Here is a 13672-nt window from a genome sequence, read left to right on the forward strand (position 1 = left end):
TTTACAGAATCCCTTCATCGGCGAAGCTAAAATAGCCCATATCTGTAAAAATCACATGATCCAATACTGGCAAATCCATCGCCCGACCTATTTCAGTCAATCGCTTGGTCAATCGTTTATCCTGTTCGGATGGACTGAGGGTTCCACTGGGGTGATTGTGAACTAGAATCAAGGATTGGGCATGATGATCCAAAGCTGCTTTAAAAACCAATTTTGCATCAACGACTGTTCCAGCGGTTCCACCCTGAGAAATTCGTTCCTTTCGAATCACATGATTGGATCGAGTCAGCAATAAAAGATAAAAATGCTCTACTATCTCATCAAAGAGTTCGGGCTTCATAAGATCATAAACATCCCGAGAACTTGAGATTTTGGCCCGTTTCCGAGGCTCCAATTCCTTTCGTCGACGACCCAGTTCGAGTGCACTTACAATGCTTATAGCTTTGGCTTCTCCAATTCCCTTGAATTTTTTCAAATCCTGAATAGTCATCCGTGCCAAAGCCGCCAAATCATGATTAACCGAGGCCAAAATATGTCTAGAAAGATCCACCGCACTGAGAGAAGGCGTTCCTGAGCCAATGAGAATGGCAATTAACTCGGCATCTGTCAATGCAGTTTTACCTTTTAAGAGTAATTTCTCACGAGGCCGGTCCGCTTCTGCTAATTGAGAAATTTTGATTGAGGTAGATGAATCCATACTTAAAAAAATTTTTACAACTAAAAATACAGATTTAAAAGAAATAAAAAAACCCCGGCAAGCGGGGTTTCTAATTAGTTTATTAACGATTAACCAAGAGCATTGACAAACTTAGCCAGCTTTGATTTCTTGTTGCTCGCGTTATTCTTGTGAATGATATTTTTCTTAGCCAATTTGTCAAGCATAGAGGACACTTTTTGGAAAAGCTCCTGTGCCTCAGCCTTGTCTGTAGCAGCTTTCAATCTCTTGATGAAAGTTCTGGTAGTTTTGGCTTGATATCTGTTTCTCAAACGCTTCGCTTCGTTGGCACGAATTCTTTTTAGAGCGGATTTGTGATTTGCCATATCTTAATTTTAATGAATTTCTTTACGATCCCCTAACCGAATTGGAGTGCAAATTTAGGGTAAATAATTATTTCTGCCAAAGGAAATTATTATTTAACTCTTTAGAATTGCAACTTAAGAAATCGAAAATTTTAAGTGCTAGATTAATTTCCGACAAATATAAAGGCTTTTTGAGGTTTTTATGCTGGTAAATTCTGTTTATTTTTAAAAATGAAATTTTTTATGATATTCATTTTTTCACTCTTTTTAGGTAGAGGATCCACTACAAATTGGGGATTTTTTGCTCATCAATTGATTAATCGAGTGGCTGTTTATTCTCTTCCACCTGAACTAATCAGCTTCTACAAACCTCACATTCAATTTATTACAGAGAAGGCTGTCAATCCAGATCGAAGAAGATATGCGGTCTTGGGAGAAGCTGAAAAACATTACATCGATTTGGACTTTTACGGGGATTCCGCTCTTTCTATTCTTCCAACTTTTTGGAATGAAGCAGTGGAAAAATTCGGAGAGGATAGCCTTCGAGCACACGGAATTGGTCCTTGGGCGGCCTATTTGACTTTTCTCAACTTGACCCAAGCATTTGAAAAAAAGAATTCAGCTGCAATTCTTCGGTTGTCAGCTGACTTAGGCCATTATTTAGGGGATTTGAATGTACCTCTTCATACCACACAAAATTATAACGGGCAACTTACTGATCAAGAGGGAATTCATGGATTTTGGGAAAGTCGAATCCCTGAATTGCTTTCTAATAGCTATAATCTTTGGGTTGGAAAAGCTGAATACATAAAACACCCTCAACAAAAAATCTGGGAAATTATTGCAGCAGCCCACAGCCAAGTGGATAGTGTACTTCGATTTGAAAAGGAATTATCACTCCAATTTCCAACAGATCTCAAATACAGTTTTGAAGAAAGAAACGGGATTACAGTTCGGGTATACTCCAAAGAATTTACGGAGGCCTATTCAAAAGCTTTATACGGCATGGTCGAGCGACAAATGCGAAGATCCATTAAACTTATCGCTGATTTTTGGTATACGGCTTGGATCAATGCCGGACAGCCTGAATTGGTTAATTTGGACGATATCACTATTCCAGAAGAGGAAGTAACACCCATCCCCAACCTTCTTATTCGGGAACATAATTAAAGAAGCACTTCCGTTACGACTGAAGATAGCTTGTAATTGCCTTACCTAAGCGTTCAAATGTATCCCGAAATGTGGATTCTTCTTCCTCGAGCAAGGTCACTCGAAATCCTCTCAAATCAGAGCAGAAAGAAGAAATAGGAACCACACAGATCTGCTCCGAGGCCAATAAATAATAAACAAAGCGCTTGTCCAATGGCATATCCATATTCGAAACCCAGCCTTCCACTAACGTTTTCAATCGAGGATCGGCAATGGGTAGTTGTTGATGAGGAGTTAAAACCCCTTCATCGAAAACAATTGTATTGTAAAAAGCTCCTTGGGTGGGATTAAATTTAATTCCCGGAATTTCCCCTAATATCTCAGCCATCCAACGACTTCGCTTACCGATTTCCTCATTTGCATTTTCCCGATAACGAATATACTCAGGGTGCTTCATGATCAAAGGAATTGCTAATTGAGGCAAAATGGTAGAACAAACCTCAATCATCTTGGCATTTTCCAAGGTTTGACAAAGTTTGGAAAATTCGATTGACCTATCCCTGTTGTAAAACTCCATCCAGCCACATCGAGCTCCGGGCCAAGGAAACTCCTTGGAAATTCCTTTCAAAGAAATTGCAGGCCTATCTCCAATCACTTCTGCTAATGCAACGGCCTTTATTCCGTTATAGGTTATGTTTTGATAAATCTCATCTGCAATGAGGAGTAAATTGAATTCCTCTGCAATCTTTACAAAGCCCTCCAACACCTCCTTCGGATAAACCATTCCTGTAGGATTATCCGGATTAATAATCAAAATCCCAACAATCGAGGGATTGTATTTTACTTTTAGATATAGGTCCTCCAAATCCGGCAACCACTGATTATCGGGGTCCAGTTTGTAGGTGATAGGAGCAGTATTCGCATGGGCTGCCTCTGCCGAACTATGAGTTGAATAGGCTGGAGAGGGCCCGATAATCCGAGCCGTAGGTATCAAAAACTGATACAATTTAGCGATGGCATCACCCAAACCGTTGAAAAACAAAATATCCTCCGGACTAATCTGGGCGCCGCCTTTTTCATTGGTTAAGTCTGCTAAAAACTGCCGTGTTTCAAAAACTCCTTTGGAATCAGCATAGCCGTAGCTTTTATCCTCACTGACCAATCCTGAAACGATTTCCTTCATCCAACCAGGCACCTGATTATGTTTCTGTATAGGATCACCTATATTCTCCCAGGTCATGGGGTAGTCGAGTGATTCAATTTGTCGGGCTTTTTTGACGATTCCTCGAATCTCATAGGATAGTTCTTCCGCTCCAGGTCTTAAAAGTAGCTGTCTCATAGTGCAATTGGGTGATTGGAAAATGATCCAATACAAAGAAAGTGAAAAGTCACAGGAAAAGGATTGATTTGACATTCATTATCTGAAAACAAATAAAACCCATAAAATTTCGATATTCAGGATAGGTTTTGTCTTAATTATGAATCTTCCCAATCCACAAGTAGACGTATTTTTAGTAGAAGGCTGCATGCGCTGTTCGAAAGGTGCTACACCTGCATGTAAGGTTCACCAATGGAAAGGTGTTTTAGAAAGGCTGAGGCAAATGCTTCTTGAAAGCGAGCTGACCGAAGAAAGAAAATGGGGCGTTCCAACCTATACCCTAAATAGCAAAAACGTGATTATGCTCGGGGTTTTCAAAGAATCTTGTGTGATCAGTTTCCTGAAAGGAAGTCTGATCAAAGACCCAGAAGGGATTTTGGAACTTCCTGGTCCAAATTCAAGAGATGGGAGATTAATACGATTTACTAAAGAAGAGCAGGTAACCGAATTAGAATACACAATTCGAGCATTTATCAAAGAGGCTATTGAAATAGAAAAATCGGGTAAAAAACCAGAAAGAACAGCCCTTGATACAGTTGAAATTCCTGAAGAACTCTTACAAAAATTTGAGGAAGTTAAGGGACTGGAAAAAGCTTTTTATTCCCTCACTCCTGGGAGACAACGAGGATATTTAATTCATTTTCTCGGCTCAATGAAAAGCCAAACCCGAATTAATCGAATTGTAAAATTCATCCCCAAAATCATGGAGGAAAAAGGAATGATGGATTAGAACCATACTTTCTTTAAAAATTGCTCACTTTTCCTTCTCAGCCTCCACCATGTTTTTAATTCCCTTTAGGAGGGCATCTGGATTAAAAGATATACTATCAATCCCCGCTTTTATCAAGAACTGAGCGAATTCTGGCTTATCACTTGGAGCCTGACCACATAATCCAATCTTCTTCCCTTTTTTATTGGCGACCCGGATGACTTCTCCAATCATCCAACGAACTGCAGAGTTATTCTCATCGAATAAATCACTCAAAATTTCCGAGTCCCGATCTACTCCGAGAGTAAGCTGGGTTAAATCATTTGAACCGATTGAGAATCCATCAAAAACCGCTGCAAATTCATCTGCTAAAATTACATTGGACGGTATTTCTGCCATCACATATACTTCAAGCCCTTTTACTCCCTGTTTAAGCCCATATTTTCCCATCAATTTCAACACCTTTTTCCCCTCCTCCGGAGTCCTACAGAATGGAATCATCACCTTAAGATTTTCCAAACCCATGTCCTCCCGAACTCGCTTGACTGCCTCACATTCGAGCCGAAAGCCTTCCCGATACCGTTCATGATCATAGCGAGAGGCTCCTCGAAAACCCAGCATGGGATTTTCTTCTGAATTCTCAAACTGATTCCCTCCTAAAAGATTGGCGTATTCATTTGATTTGAAATCACTCATTCTCAGAATTACATCTTTTGGATAAAAAGCCGCTGTGATCGTTCCAATTGCCTGAGAAAGTTTGTCTACAAAGTATTCCTTCTTGTCTTGATAACCCTGGCATAGGGCCTCAATCTGAGCTTTTTCTTCCTTATCCTCAAGTTGATCAAAATGAACCAAAGCCATGGGATGAACCCGAATGCTATTATTAACTACAAACTCCATCCGCATTAAACCCACACCTTGATTTGGGAAAAAGGAAAGATTAAAGGCTTTTTCAGGATCGGCTAGAATGAACATCGGCTTGGTTTTGGGCAGCTCCATTCCTTTAAAATTATGCTGAGCAGTTTTCCACTTGAGTTTTCCAGCATACACCTTTCCCAGCTTTCCGGATGCATTATCTATGGTGATTTCATCCCCATTCTTAAAAATTTCTAAGGCATCTTCTGCTCCCACGATCGCCAAAGCTCCCATCTCCCGTGCTACGATGGCCGCATGACTGGTTCTCCCACCTTTGGCAGTGATGATCGCGGCCGCCTTTTTCATGATGGGATCCCAATCCGGGTTGGTAATTTCAGTTACAAGAATTTCACCTTCTTTCAGCAAATCAGCCTCTTCCGGAGAATGAAGAATTTTCACCTTTCCCGAGGTTATACCATTTCCAATGGCGTAACCCGAAGTCAACAGTTTACCCTTTTCCAGCAAGGTATATTCATCCAAAGTATAGGGGGCTTTCTCAGCCTGAACTGTTTCCGGTCGAGCTTGGACAATGTAAAGTTTCCCGGTCGTACCATCTTTCGCCCACTCGATATCCATGGGCATCCCATAATGCTTTTCAATGTCAATAGCCCATTTACCTAGGAGCTGAATCTCCTCATCCTTCAATACAAACTCCTGCTGCTTTTCAACCGATGTATCCAAATTGACGACCCCTTCTCCTTTCGCATAGACCATGGTTTTAGTCTTCGATCCCAACTTTTTAGATAGGATGGCTTTTTTTTCTTTTTCCAGGGAAGGTTTAAATACAAAAAACTCATCGGGAATGACTGCACCTTGAACAATATTTTCTCCCAAGCCCCAACAACCTGTGATCAAAACAGCATTGGAAAATCCCGACTCTGGATCTATGGAAAAAGTAACCCCACTACAAGCCAAATCAGCTCGAACCATCATCTGCACCCCAACCGATAAGGCTATCTCATGCTTATCAAAACCCTTATCGTGTCGGTATTTAATTGCTCGCGCATTGTATAATGAGGCGAAGCAATCTTTCACAGCCTTGAGCAGGGCTTTTTCTCCCCGAATATTCAAAAAAGAAGTGTGTAATCCCGCAAAACTCGCCCCGGGCAAATCTTCCGCAGTGGCACTGCTTCGAACCGCCACATCCAATTCTCGTCCTTCGGCTTGGTTTAACTTTTCATAAAATCCTTTTACTTTTTCACTTAGTTCCGTGGGTAATTTTCCTTTTAAAATCTTAGATTTAATTGTCTCCGAAACTTTGCGGAGATTGGAGAAGTTTTTGGTATCCAAGGAAGAGAGCGTTTTCTCAATGAATTGCTCTAGTTGGTTTTCCTGAATAAAAAGTCGATATGCAGTAGCTGTCACCGCAAAACCATCCGGAACATGTATTCCATAGCGCTTAAGTTTTTGGAACATTTCACCTAAAGAGGCATTCTTCCCCCCTACTTTGGCTACATCATTAATCCCAATCTTTTCAAAAGGTAAAACAAGAGCATCCATGGGTAGATCAGTTTTAGTGAATCACTTCGAAAGCTATAACTTCAAAAATGACTCTCCTATGACCTTTACCCAGTGATTTTCTGATAATTATCAGTATTTCGCCAAAAAACTATTTCCCAACTTGAATGACAAATCGTTGATAACGAGTCATAGGATGGACACTTTGGTCCTTCACTTCTGCAATGACATGGAGCGCTCCTGTAGCAGAAGAATCCAAAGAGACGGTTACTCGATTCCCCGAAGCTGATAAAGTTGCGTCACCATCATAAGTTCCTACTTCCTCATATATCCAGAATTTGGTTTCTAGTTCGTATCCATCTGGATCTGTGGTTTCTATTTCCAATGTCAGTGTTTCTCCTGGTTGAGCAGTGGGTCTGACAGAACCTAAGGCTTTTACTATTGGAGGATGATTTGCATCACTAAAATCACTGATACACCACTGCAAAATCCTCCTGAATGGCTTCGATCCAACGAATTTGCGGGTAGGTTGCATCCAAGGTATCTGTAAATGGGTTGTAGTCGAGGACATTGGCACCATCCTCCCAACGATTGGGTTGCTCTTCTGACTGAACAAGACGCCCTCCCCAGCCTCCCCATTCGGGATGATTGAGATTATCCAACCCAACATCAATCAAGTGCAGATAGGCAGGAGAATCCCCTTCGGAGATGAAGTCATAAATCCCAAAAGTTCCCCACTGTGCATTTTCTAGTTTGGTAGGATCGCCGTGAATATGCTCATCATCCCCTTCTTGCTTTTGTCTATCTCCGTAACTGTAGTATTGCTTTAGCAAAGGGCCATGGTTGTTGATAATTTCATTCCCCATGAATTCACCTTCGAATAAATAATGCTGTGACTCTGGAACCGCCTGCTTCCAAGGATAGGCAAAGCACCAAAACTGGTTGGAATTATAAAAAATCTTAAGATCAGGCCAATTCGGAGCAATGTATTCCCGATAGGTGGCATCCTGGTCTAGGATTGCATAAATAATGGTTTTAGCTATTACTTTCTGGTAAATACCTTCCCATTCCGGTGTGGCCTTGTAGTCATCCTCTATGGATTTTAGCGCTCTGGCGATGGTATTGGTTCCACCCCAAACCTGCAGGTAGATCGGCTCCATCTCATCATCAAGTAGTTTGGCTTTAATAAAATCAGATCCTTCTGTGTCTTTTTCCATTTCTCCTTCAAAGTCAATATTTCCAACCCGGACAACCGAACGTAAGTAATCCGCTGTAGGGAAACCCTCAGCATGTTGGCTCAACTTAGGATAGACCTCTTCATAGGCATCCAACAAGGGGTTCATCCACTCAGTCCCTGGCCAACGCAGATCAGTTTGTTCTCCATAGATCCGTTTTGTCATTTCCATCTTGGAAGTAAAAAGTGTTCCCTTTCCATCCCCTTTGTAATGCCACATAGAGGAAGAGTAAACCAGTCCTTCAATCTGAAATTCATTGGCGTAAAGGAGCATTCGGATAAAAGAATCCACATCGTCTATCTCTCCATCAGTAGTGACTATGGTTCGGGGTTTTGAAGGAGGAATATTGGATTCATCTTCGATTTTTGGGCTTGGTGCACAAGCAAAAATCATAAATGCTAATGCAAGGACTATCCAATGTGAATTGGTGGAGAAATTCATAGATACAGGAGTTTGAGAAATGAAAAATAAGAAAAATGATCCTCCTTTACGGAAACCAACCCCTACTTCCGATTTTCCTACTAAAATCCTGATTTAGGGACGATTATTTAAAGTCTTCCACTCGCATCCCTTTCCGGAAGGTATTAAATCCAAACATGGTAGGGTGATATTCGCCTACATATTCCATGTCCATATCAGGCATGATCTGATCAGACATTCCCAAAAGCCAAAAAGAAGCATTCACAATCAATCTTCTAAGGTCTTCACTTTGAAAGTCCAATGACGCCCCGAGTGTAGATGCAAAAGCCATTCCCGGGGAGCCTCCTTCCAGTTGGTAAGGTTTGGTCCAAGCAATCGGCATCACTGCTTTTTCCCAGATCACCGGAGCATCCGGGCTCATTCCTGCAGTACTTTGACCGTACAAAAGAACATTTGCATCATCGGACAAATGCTTGATTCCATAAACATCGGAAGCACCCCAAATATCTTGAACCCCTTGAAGAATCGGGTGACCATTCTGAAGATTGACCCCATCTACCAGCGCTCTCGTCCCCTCTTTTCCATGATTTCCATGATGATTGACCCAAGTTTCCCCAAAAATCCGCTGTCCAAATCCACGCTCCCAGCCTTCAGCTTTACTCATCCAATCCCATTTTGCAAAACGGGATTCTTTATTTTTTTGATAGGCAAAGGCATGGGTAGATGTTCTTAAGCCGATAATCGGTTTTCCTGCTTTCAGAAAGTTTTCGATGTATTGGGTCTGTTCGTCCGGAAGTTCCCGAAAGCGAATCAACATAATCATCAAATCCGCAGTTGCTAAATTTTCCAATCCGGGAATATTGTTTTGAAAATTAGGCACTACATCCCCCGTCTCAGGATCAATTGGAAATAGTACAGTGGTTTTAAATCCATAGCGATGGGCCAGTATTTTACCCAACATGGGCATGGATTCCTCCGATCGATATTCATCATCCCCTGCAACCAAAACGATATGCTTCCCTTTTCCTGGCCCCTGCTCCCCTTCAAATTGTAAATATTCTTGGCCCTTTGATGGAAAAGCTAAAAGGAGAAGAAAACAGTATAAAAGGTAAGGAGCGAATCGAAGCATGGGTCTATTAATTTTTGGTGAAGATTTTCTTGAAAATAAACAGCAATCCCACAGTTAGCAAACCCACCCCTAATCCAAGGAGAAGATCCTTGATAATTCCCGGCCATGAAGGCAAAAGATGGTGCAAAAACTCAATATTATGGGTAAAAATACCTCCGGAAACCAGCAACAAAGCGACCGTTCCGATATAGCCGATAACCCGGATAACAACTGGAAGTGCATTGACCAAAAAGCGGCCGATTTTATCTGAAATGGTATTATCTTCTGGATTGAGGGCAATCAATTTATATCCAAACTCATCCATACGCACAATCAAAGCAACCAATCCATAAACCCCAACCGTAGCAAGCAAAGCGATGATGGAAACCACCACAATCTGGGTAGTAATTGACTGATCTACCACCGTCCCCAATGCGATGATGACAATCTCTACTGAAAGGATAAAATCTGTCGTGATCGCAGATTTAATCTTGCTCTTCTCATGAGCCAAAACCTCCTCTTGGGTTATCTCTTCCTGCAAATTGATTTCCTGATGGTGGTGGTGAGGAATAAAAAACTCCAAGATCTTTTCTGCTCCCTCATAAGCCAAATACAAACCTCCCAAAAGAAGAATAATCGTCACAGCCACCGGCAAAAAGGCACTCAAAAGAAATGCAATTGGAAGGATAATTAGTTTGTTGAGCAAGGAACCTTTTGTAATGGCCCATAAAACTGGCAATTCTCGATCAGGAACAAATCCAGAGGCCTTCTCAGCATTTACTGCCAAATCATCCCCTAGAATTCCAGAGGTTTTCTTAGCCGCCACTTTGGTCATGGTCGCTACATCATCCATCAGGGTAGCGATATCATCAAACAATGCAAATAATCCAGAAGCCATGTTGAAGTAGGATTTACGAAATACGAATCACGAAACTAGAAAGAAATTGGGCTTTTCTACAAAAATGAATAGTGAAGCCTATTAATGAAAGTTGCAATTTTTCAATCTTTCAATTCAGCAGGGTCAAAAATCAAAGGGAAAAACTTCCCTTCCATTTTATGTCCTTTCGGAATTACTGGTACTCCTTCCAAAAGCGGTTCGTCCGTATTGGAAACCGTTCCGTCTGCAAAGACATTTTGTACAAAGGCTTTTCGGGATCGATTGGAGTAATTCGCAAAGCTTCCATGAACCAATAGTGGATGATGAAAGGCTGCATAGCCTGCTTTTAGTGGGATAGCTACCGGTTTGAAGTTAGCCTTTTGCTCCTCAGACATCATCGCCATTAGACCATCCATCTCTCCAGCTAGGGCGGGTTTTTCTAAAAGTCCCCATCGGTGTGAGCCTGGAACATATTGCAGACAACCATTTTCTTGATTTGCATCATCCAATCCACACCAGCAGGTCAAATGCTGCATCTCGATGGTTCGGGTCCAGTAGCTGTAATCCTGATGCCAGGCAACATTGCCCCCATGATGCGCGGGTTTGCAAAAAAGCTGATCATGCCAAAAGCGAACGGGTTTATCACCAAGTAACTGTGAGGCAACCATGCGAAAAGCCGGATTCCATATCACATCGTGAAAAGCCTCGGCAATTCGCCAGTGTCCCAAGGAATGAAAAAGAACCTTATTCGGATCTCCAGACTCATTGCTGTGAAACTCATGAAACAAGTGATGTAATGGATGCTTTGGGTCCATGACTTCATCCAGAGCCTTTTTCAAGGCTTCAATTTGCTTCTCGTCTAAAAGCTTGATACCTGCAAGATATCCATGCTCATGGAAAAATTCGATCTGCTCGGATGACAAGCGATATTGATCCCAATCAGAAGCTGTTTTGGGCTGAGGAAAAAGATCCGAAATGGGGGAATGAAAATCTGCTAGATCTTGCATAGATTGGCCTTTTGGAATTTTTGAAGATAAAAAATCTTGACCTGATTTCCATTATCTATTGCTTAAGCCTCAGCTTTCCAATTTTTGCAATCTTTCCAACAATGGAGGGTGTGAATAATTCACAAAAACATACCAAGGATCGGGGTTGATATTGCTAAGAGTCTTTACTGATAGTGTTTTCAGAGCTTCTGCAAGTGGCTTCCCTGCAAAAGTTTCCTTTGCAAAAGCATCTGCCTCAAATTCATTTTTTCTGCTTAACCAATTCATCCCCATCCCGATCACCATGGAAATGGGAGAAAAAAGCATGGTAAACCCAATAATATTCAATTGAGCAGACCATTCGGTTCCCCCTAAAGCCAAACTCATCGTTTCACTAAAAATAAATTGTGATAGCAAAAACAAAAGCAGCCCTACTTGGATCACCGAAGTCAGCATTCCCCAGATAATGTGCTTTTTCTTGTAGTGCCCCACCTCATGGGCCAAGACTGCCACCAACTCATCCGGTGGATGCTGGTCCAAAAGCGTGTCATAAAGCACCACTTTCTTTCGCTTCCCAAAGCCTGAGAAAAATGCATTAGCCTTGTCCGACCGCTTGCTTCCATCCATTACCAAAATATTGTCCAGTGGAAAAGAAACCGATTTAGCGTAATTGATGATTTTTTGCTTCAATTCTCCGTCTTCCAATGGGGTAAGCTTATTGAAAAGGGGCAGTATCCAGGCGGTATAAAACAAATTAACGAGAACCATAAATATGGCTGCGATAGCCCAGAAGATCCACCAAAAATGGGGACCCATTTGATGGATTAACCAAAGAAAAACCAACAATAATCCTCCACCTATTAAAATACTAAGGAGATATCCTTTCAACTTGTCACTAAAAAATGTCTGGATAGAAGTTTTATTAAAGCCATACTTTTCCTCAATCACAAAGGTGCTGTAATAATCAAAAGGCAAGCTAATGATATCCGAACCAATAAAAATCAAAGCGAAAAAGGCTACAGAATGAAGCAGGGGATTTTCTACATAGTTTCCTACCCATCCATCGATGAGTCCAAACCAACCATTCCATATGAAAAGAATGGTTAAGACAAAAGAGAAAATACCGGAGAGCAAGCCAAAACGATAATTCTCCAGTTGATAATTTTTCGATTCTTGGAGTTTCTCTTGACTTAGATATTGAGAAAGGGTATCAGGAATGGCGGGAACAGGCCGCTTAACATTTAGGTAGCTGAGTAATTTCTCAACCAAAAACCCAAAGCTAACCACCCCTACCAAAAGGTATTTCAAATTCTCAGGACTCATGAACGAAATTTAGAATTTTGGACAAGGAAGAATTGTGTCCCTACGCAAAGGTTTTCCCTGAAAGCTATTAGGAAGGGTCCAGGAGATACTTACCTCATGCGCACCTCCTGATTGAATTCCCAATTGGGAAACAGTATAATCAAAACTATACCCGATGTTCAAGCCATTAAGTAAATTTACTCCTACCATCATCACAATTGCATCGCGATTACTTTGATTGTTTACGGGTTTGTAAGGAAGACCTCTATACCAAACACCAAAAACGATAGGTTCTACATAAAAATAGGCTCCGACGTCCAGTTGTTCGAAGGGACCTTGACGCTTGTAATTGAAGGTCGGAGTCAAGGATCTTTGTTTCCGTGCATGCGTAAAATCCCCACGATACCCACCTTCACCCAATGGGATACGATAGCCACCATGAAGCGAGAACTTGGCTGGCAGTGGACTCAAACCATCAATAAACGACTGATTGGGTTGATTTACATGATGTGCAGAAAGACCTAACCAGAAATTCTCTGTGAAAAACAAACCTCCTACGGAAAGAGAAAGCATACTCACAGGATCGCCTAGACCTGGAATATCTGTTCCTGGAAGCAAAGGACCAAAAGGATCATTTGGATTGATTTCATTAGCGAAAACCAAATTTTCATAGAAACCAATCTCTCTTCTTATATAGCTCGCTTGAAAACCCGGGCGGAAATAAGAGTTCTCCCCTAGTTTCAATTCATAAGAAACCATGCCCGAAATGCTAGTCGAACGAAGTTTGGAAGCTCCTTCTGTATCCTGCATGACATGCACCCCAACACCGATATTGTTGTTGGGAAGGTATGTGTCATAAAAAGCGGAAAAGGTAGTGAATTGAGCATCAATACTCGGCCATTGATTCCGGTAGTTAAACCCCACTCTTCCTGTCAATTCCCCACCTGCCATCGCAGGGTTGAGATATAAAGGAGCTGCATAATATTGGCTATATTGCGGATCCTGAGCAATTGCCCGACCGGATAATGCCAATAATATCCCCAGAAAAAAAACAAGTTTAAGAGAAGACCGTAACAAGGAATTGTTCGTTTATTTGAGTACTCAGTCAGCTTCTA

General features: G+C 41.5%; 13 protein-coding genes. 2 read left to right on the top strand and 11 right to left on the bottom strand.

All coding sequences use genetic code 11. The features are described 5' to 3' along the window. Nucleotide 1: 1 nt before the first annotated feature. Both radC and rpsT read right to left on the bottom strand, forming a co-directional pair. Nucleotides 2-697 carry a DNA repair protein RadC gene (radC, locus tag HWE15_RS08300; RefSeq protein ID WP_290507057.1) on the bottom strand — a complete coding sequence of 232 codons (696 nt, stop codon included), beginning with the start codon at nt 695-697 and terminating at the stop codon, nt 2-4. Between the two features lie 89 nt (nt 698-786). Beyond that, a complete protein-coding gene (gene rpsT / locus HWE15_RS08305) occupies nt 787-1041 on the bottom strand; it encodes a 30S ribosomal protein S20 (RefSeq protein ID WP_290507058.1) in 255 nt (84 codons plus the stop codon). A 222-nt stretch (nt 1042-1263) separates the two neighbouring features. Between rpsT and HWE15_RS08310 the strand changes: the two genes are divergently transcribed. Then, on the top strand, nt 1264-2190 hold the full coding sequence (locus HWE15_RS08310; RefSeq protein WP_367203870.1) for a zinc dependent phospholipase C family protein: 927 nt from the start codon (nt 1264-1266) through the stop codon (nt 2188-2190). 13 nt (nt 2191-2203) lie between these two features. Here the strand turns inward: HWE15_RS08310 and HWE15_RS08315 are convergent, their stop codons facing one another. Further along, on the bottom strand, nt 2204-3508 hold the full coding sequence (locus tag HWE15_RS08315) for a pyridoxal phosphate-dependent aminotransferase (RefSeq protein ID WP_290507060.1): 1305 nt from the start codon (nt 3506-3508) through the stop codon (nt 2204-2206). Nucleotides 3509-3647: 139 nt separating this feature from the next. Between HWE15_RS08315 and HWE15_RS08320 the strand changes: the two genes are divergently transcribed. Then, nucleotides 3648-4277 carry a DUF1801 domain-containing protein gene (locus HWE15_RS08320; protein WP_290507061.1) on the top strand — a complete coding sequence of 210 codons (630 nt, stop codon included), beginning with the start codon at nt 3648-3650 and terminating at the stop codon, nt 4275-4277. A 24-nt stretch (nt 4278-4301) separates the two neighbouring features. Here the strand turns inward: HWE15_RS08320 and ppsA are convergent, their stop codons facing one another. The 8 genes from ppsA to HWE15_RS08360 form a co-directional block, all read right to left on the bottom strand. Then, nucleotides 4302-6671: a phosphoenolpyruvate synthase gene (gene ppsA, locus HWE15_RS08325; RefSeq protein WP_290507062.1), complete on the bottom strand. Its 2370-nt coding sequence runs from the start codon at nt 6669-6671 to the stop codon at nt 4302-4304. 109 nt (nt 6672-6780) lie between these two features. After that, nucleotides 6781-7116 (bottom strand): hypothetical protein, encoded by a 336-nt coding sequence (locus HWE15_RS08330; RefSeq protein WP_290507063.1) that lies wholly within the window; start codon nt 7114-7116, stop codon nt 6781-6783. Then, on the bottom strand, nt 7097-8305 hold the full coding sequence (locus HWE15_RS08335; RefSeq protein WP_290507064.1) for a DUF1593 domain-containing protein: 1209 nt from the start codon (nt 8303-8305) through the stop codon (nt 7097-7099). The genes HWE15_RS08330 and HWE15_RS08335 overlap by 20 nt, the downstream gene beginning before the upstream one ends. Before the next feature lie 103 nt (nt 8306-8408). Next, entirely contained in the window at nt 8409-9413 is a 1005-nt protein-coding gene (locus HWE15_RS08340) for a ThuA domain-containing protein (RefSeq protein WP_290507065.1), read from the bottom strand. A gap of 7 nt (nt 9414-9420) precedes the next feature. After that, on the bottom strand, nt 9421-10290 hold the full coding sequence (locus HWE15_RS08345) for a DUF808 domain-containing protein (protein WP_290507066.1): 870 nt from the start codon (nt 10288-10290) through the stop codon (nt 9421-9423). Nucleotides 10291-10391: 101 nt separating this feature from the next. Further along, on the bottom strand, nt 10392-11276 hold the full coding sequence (locus HWE15_RS08350; RefSeq protein WP_290507067.1) for a phytanoyl-CoA dioxygenase family protein: 885 nt from the start codon (nt 11274-11276) through the stop codon (nt 10392-10394). A 69-nt stretch (nt 11277-11345) separates the two neighbouring features. Then, nucleotides 11346-12578 (bottom strand): M48 family metallopeptidase, encoded by a 1233-nt coding sequence (locus HWE15_RS08355; RefSeq protein ID WP_290507068.1) that lies wholly within the window; start codon nt 12576-12578, stop codon nt 11346-11348. A 9-nt stretch (nt 12579-12587) separates the two neighbouring features. Beyond that, a complete protein-coding gene (locus tag HWE15_RS08360) occupies nt 12588-13634 on the bottom strand; it encodes a type IX secretion system membrane protein PorP/SprF (protein ID WP_290507069.1) in 1047 nt (348 codons plus the stop codon). Nucleotides 13635-13672 lie beyond the last annotated feature (38 nt).

Origin of the sequence: Algoriphagus sp. (assembly GCF_013373065.1) — a bacterium.
GTDB lineage: Bacteria > Bacteroidota > Bacteroidia > Cytophagales > Cyclobacteriaceae > Algoriphagus.

Coding starts and splice junctions, on each gene's coding strand:
- radC (WP_290507057.1), bottom strand. CDS start 697: ATGGATTCATCTACCTCAATCAAAATTTCTCAATTAGCAGAAGCGGAC.
- HWE15_RS08355 (WP_290507068.1), bottom strand. CDS start 12,578: ATGAGTCCTGAGAATTTGAAATACCTTTTGGTAGGGGTGGTTAGCTTT.
- HWE15_RS08315 (WP_290507060.1), bottom strand. CDS start 3,508: ATGAGACAGCTACTTTTAAGACCTGGAGCGGAAGAACTATCCTATGAG.
- HWE15_RS08350 (WP_290507067.1), bottom strand. CDS start 11,276: ATGCAAGATCTAGCAGATTTTCATTCCCCCATTTCGGATCTTTTTCCT.
- HWE15_RS08345 (WP_290507066.1), bottom strand. CDS start 10,290: ATGGCTTCTGGATTATTTGCATTGTTTGATGATATCGCTACCCTGATG.
- HWE15_RS08310 (WP_367203870.1), top strand. CDS start 1,264: ATGATATTCATTTTTTCACTCTTTTTAGGTAGAGGATCCACTACAAAT.
- HWE15_RS08335 (WP_290507064.1), bottom strand. CDS start 8,305: ATGAATTTCTCCACCAATTCACATTGGATAGTCCTTGCATTAGCATTT.
- HWE15_RS08320 (WP_290507061.1), top strand. CDS start 3,648: ATGAATCTTCCCAATCCACAAGTAGACGTATTTTTAGTAGAAGGCTGC.
- rpsT (WP_290507058.1), bottom strand. CDS start 1,041: ATGGCAAATCACAAATCCGCTCTAAAAAGAATTCGTGCCAACGAAGCG.
- ppsA (WP_290507062.1), bottom strand. CDS start 6,671: ATGGATGCTCTTGTTTTACCTTTTGAAAAGATTGGGATTAATGATGTA.
- HWE15_RS08340 (WP_290507065.1), bottom strand. CDS start 9,413: ATGCTTCGATTCGCTCCTTACCTTTTATACTGTTTTCTTCTCCTTTTA.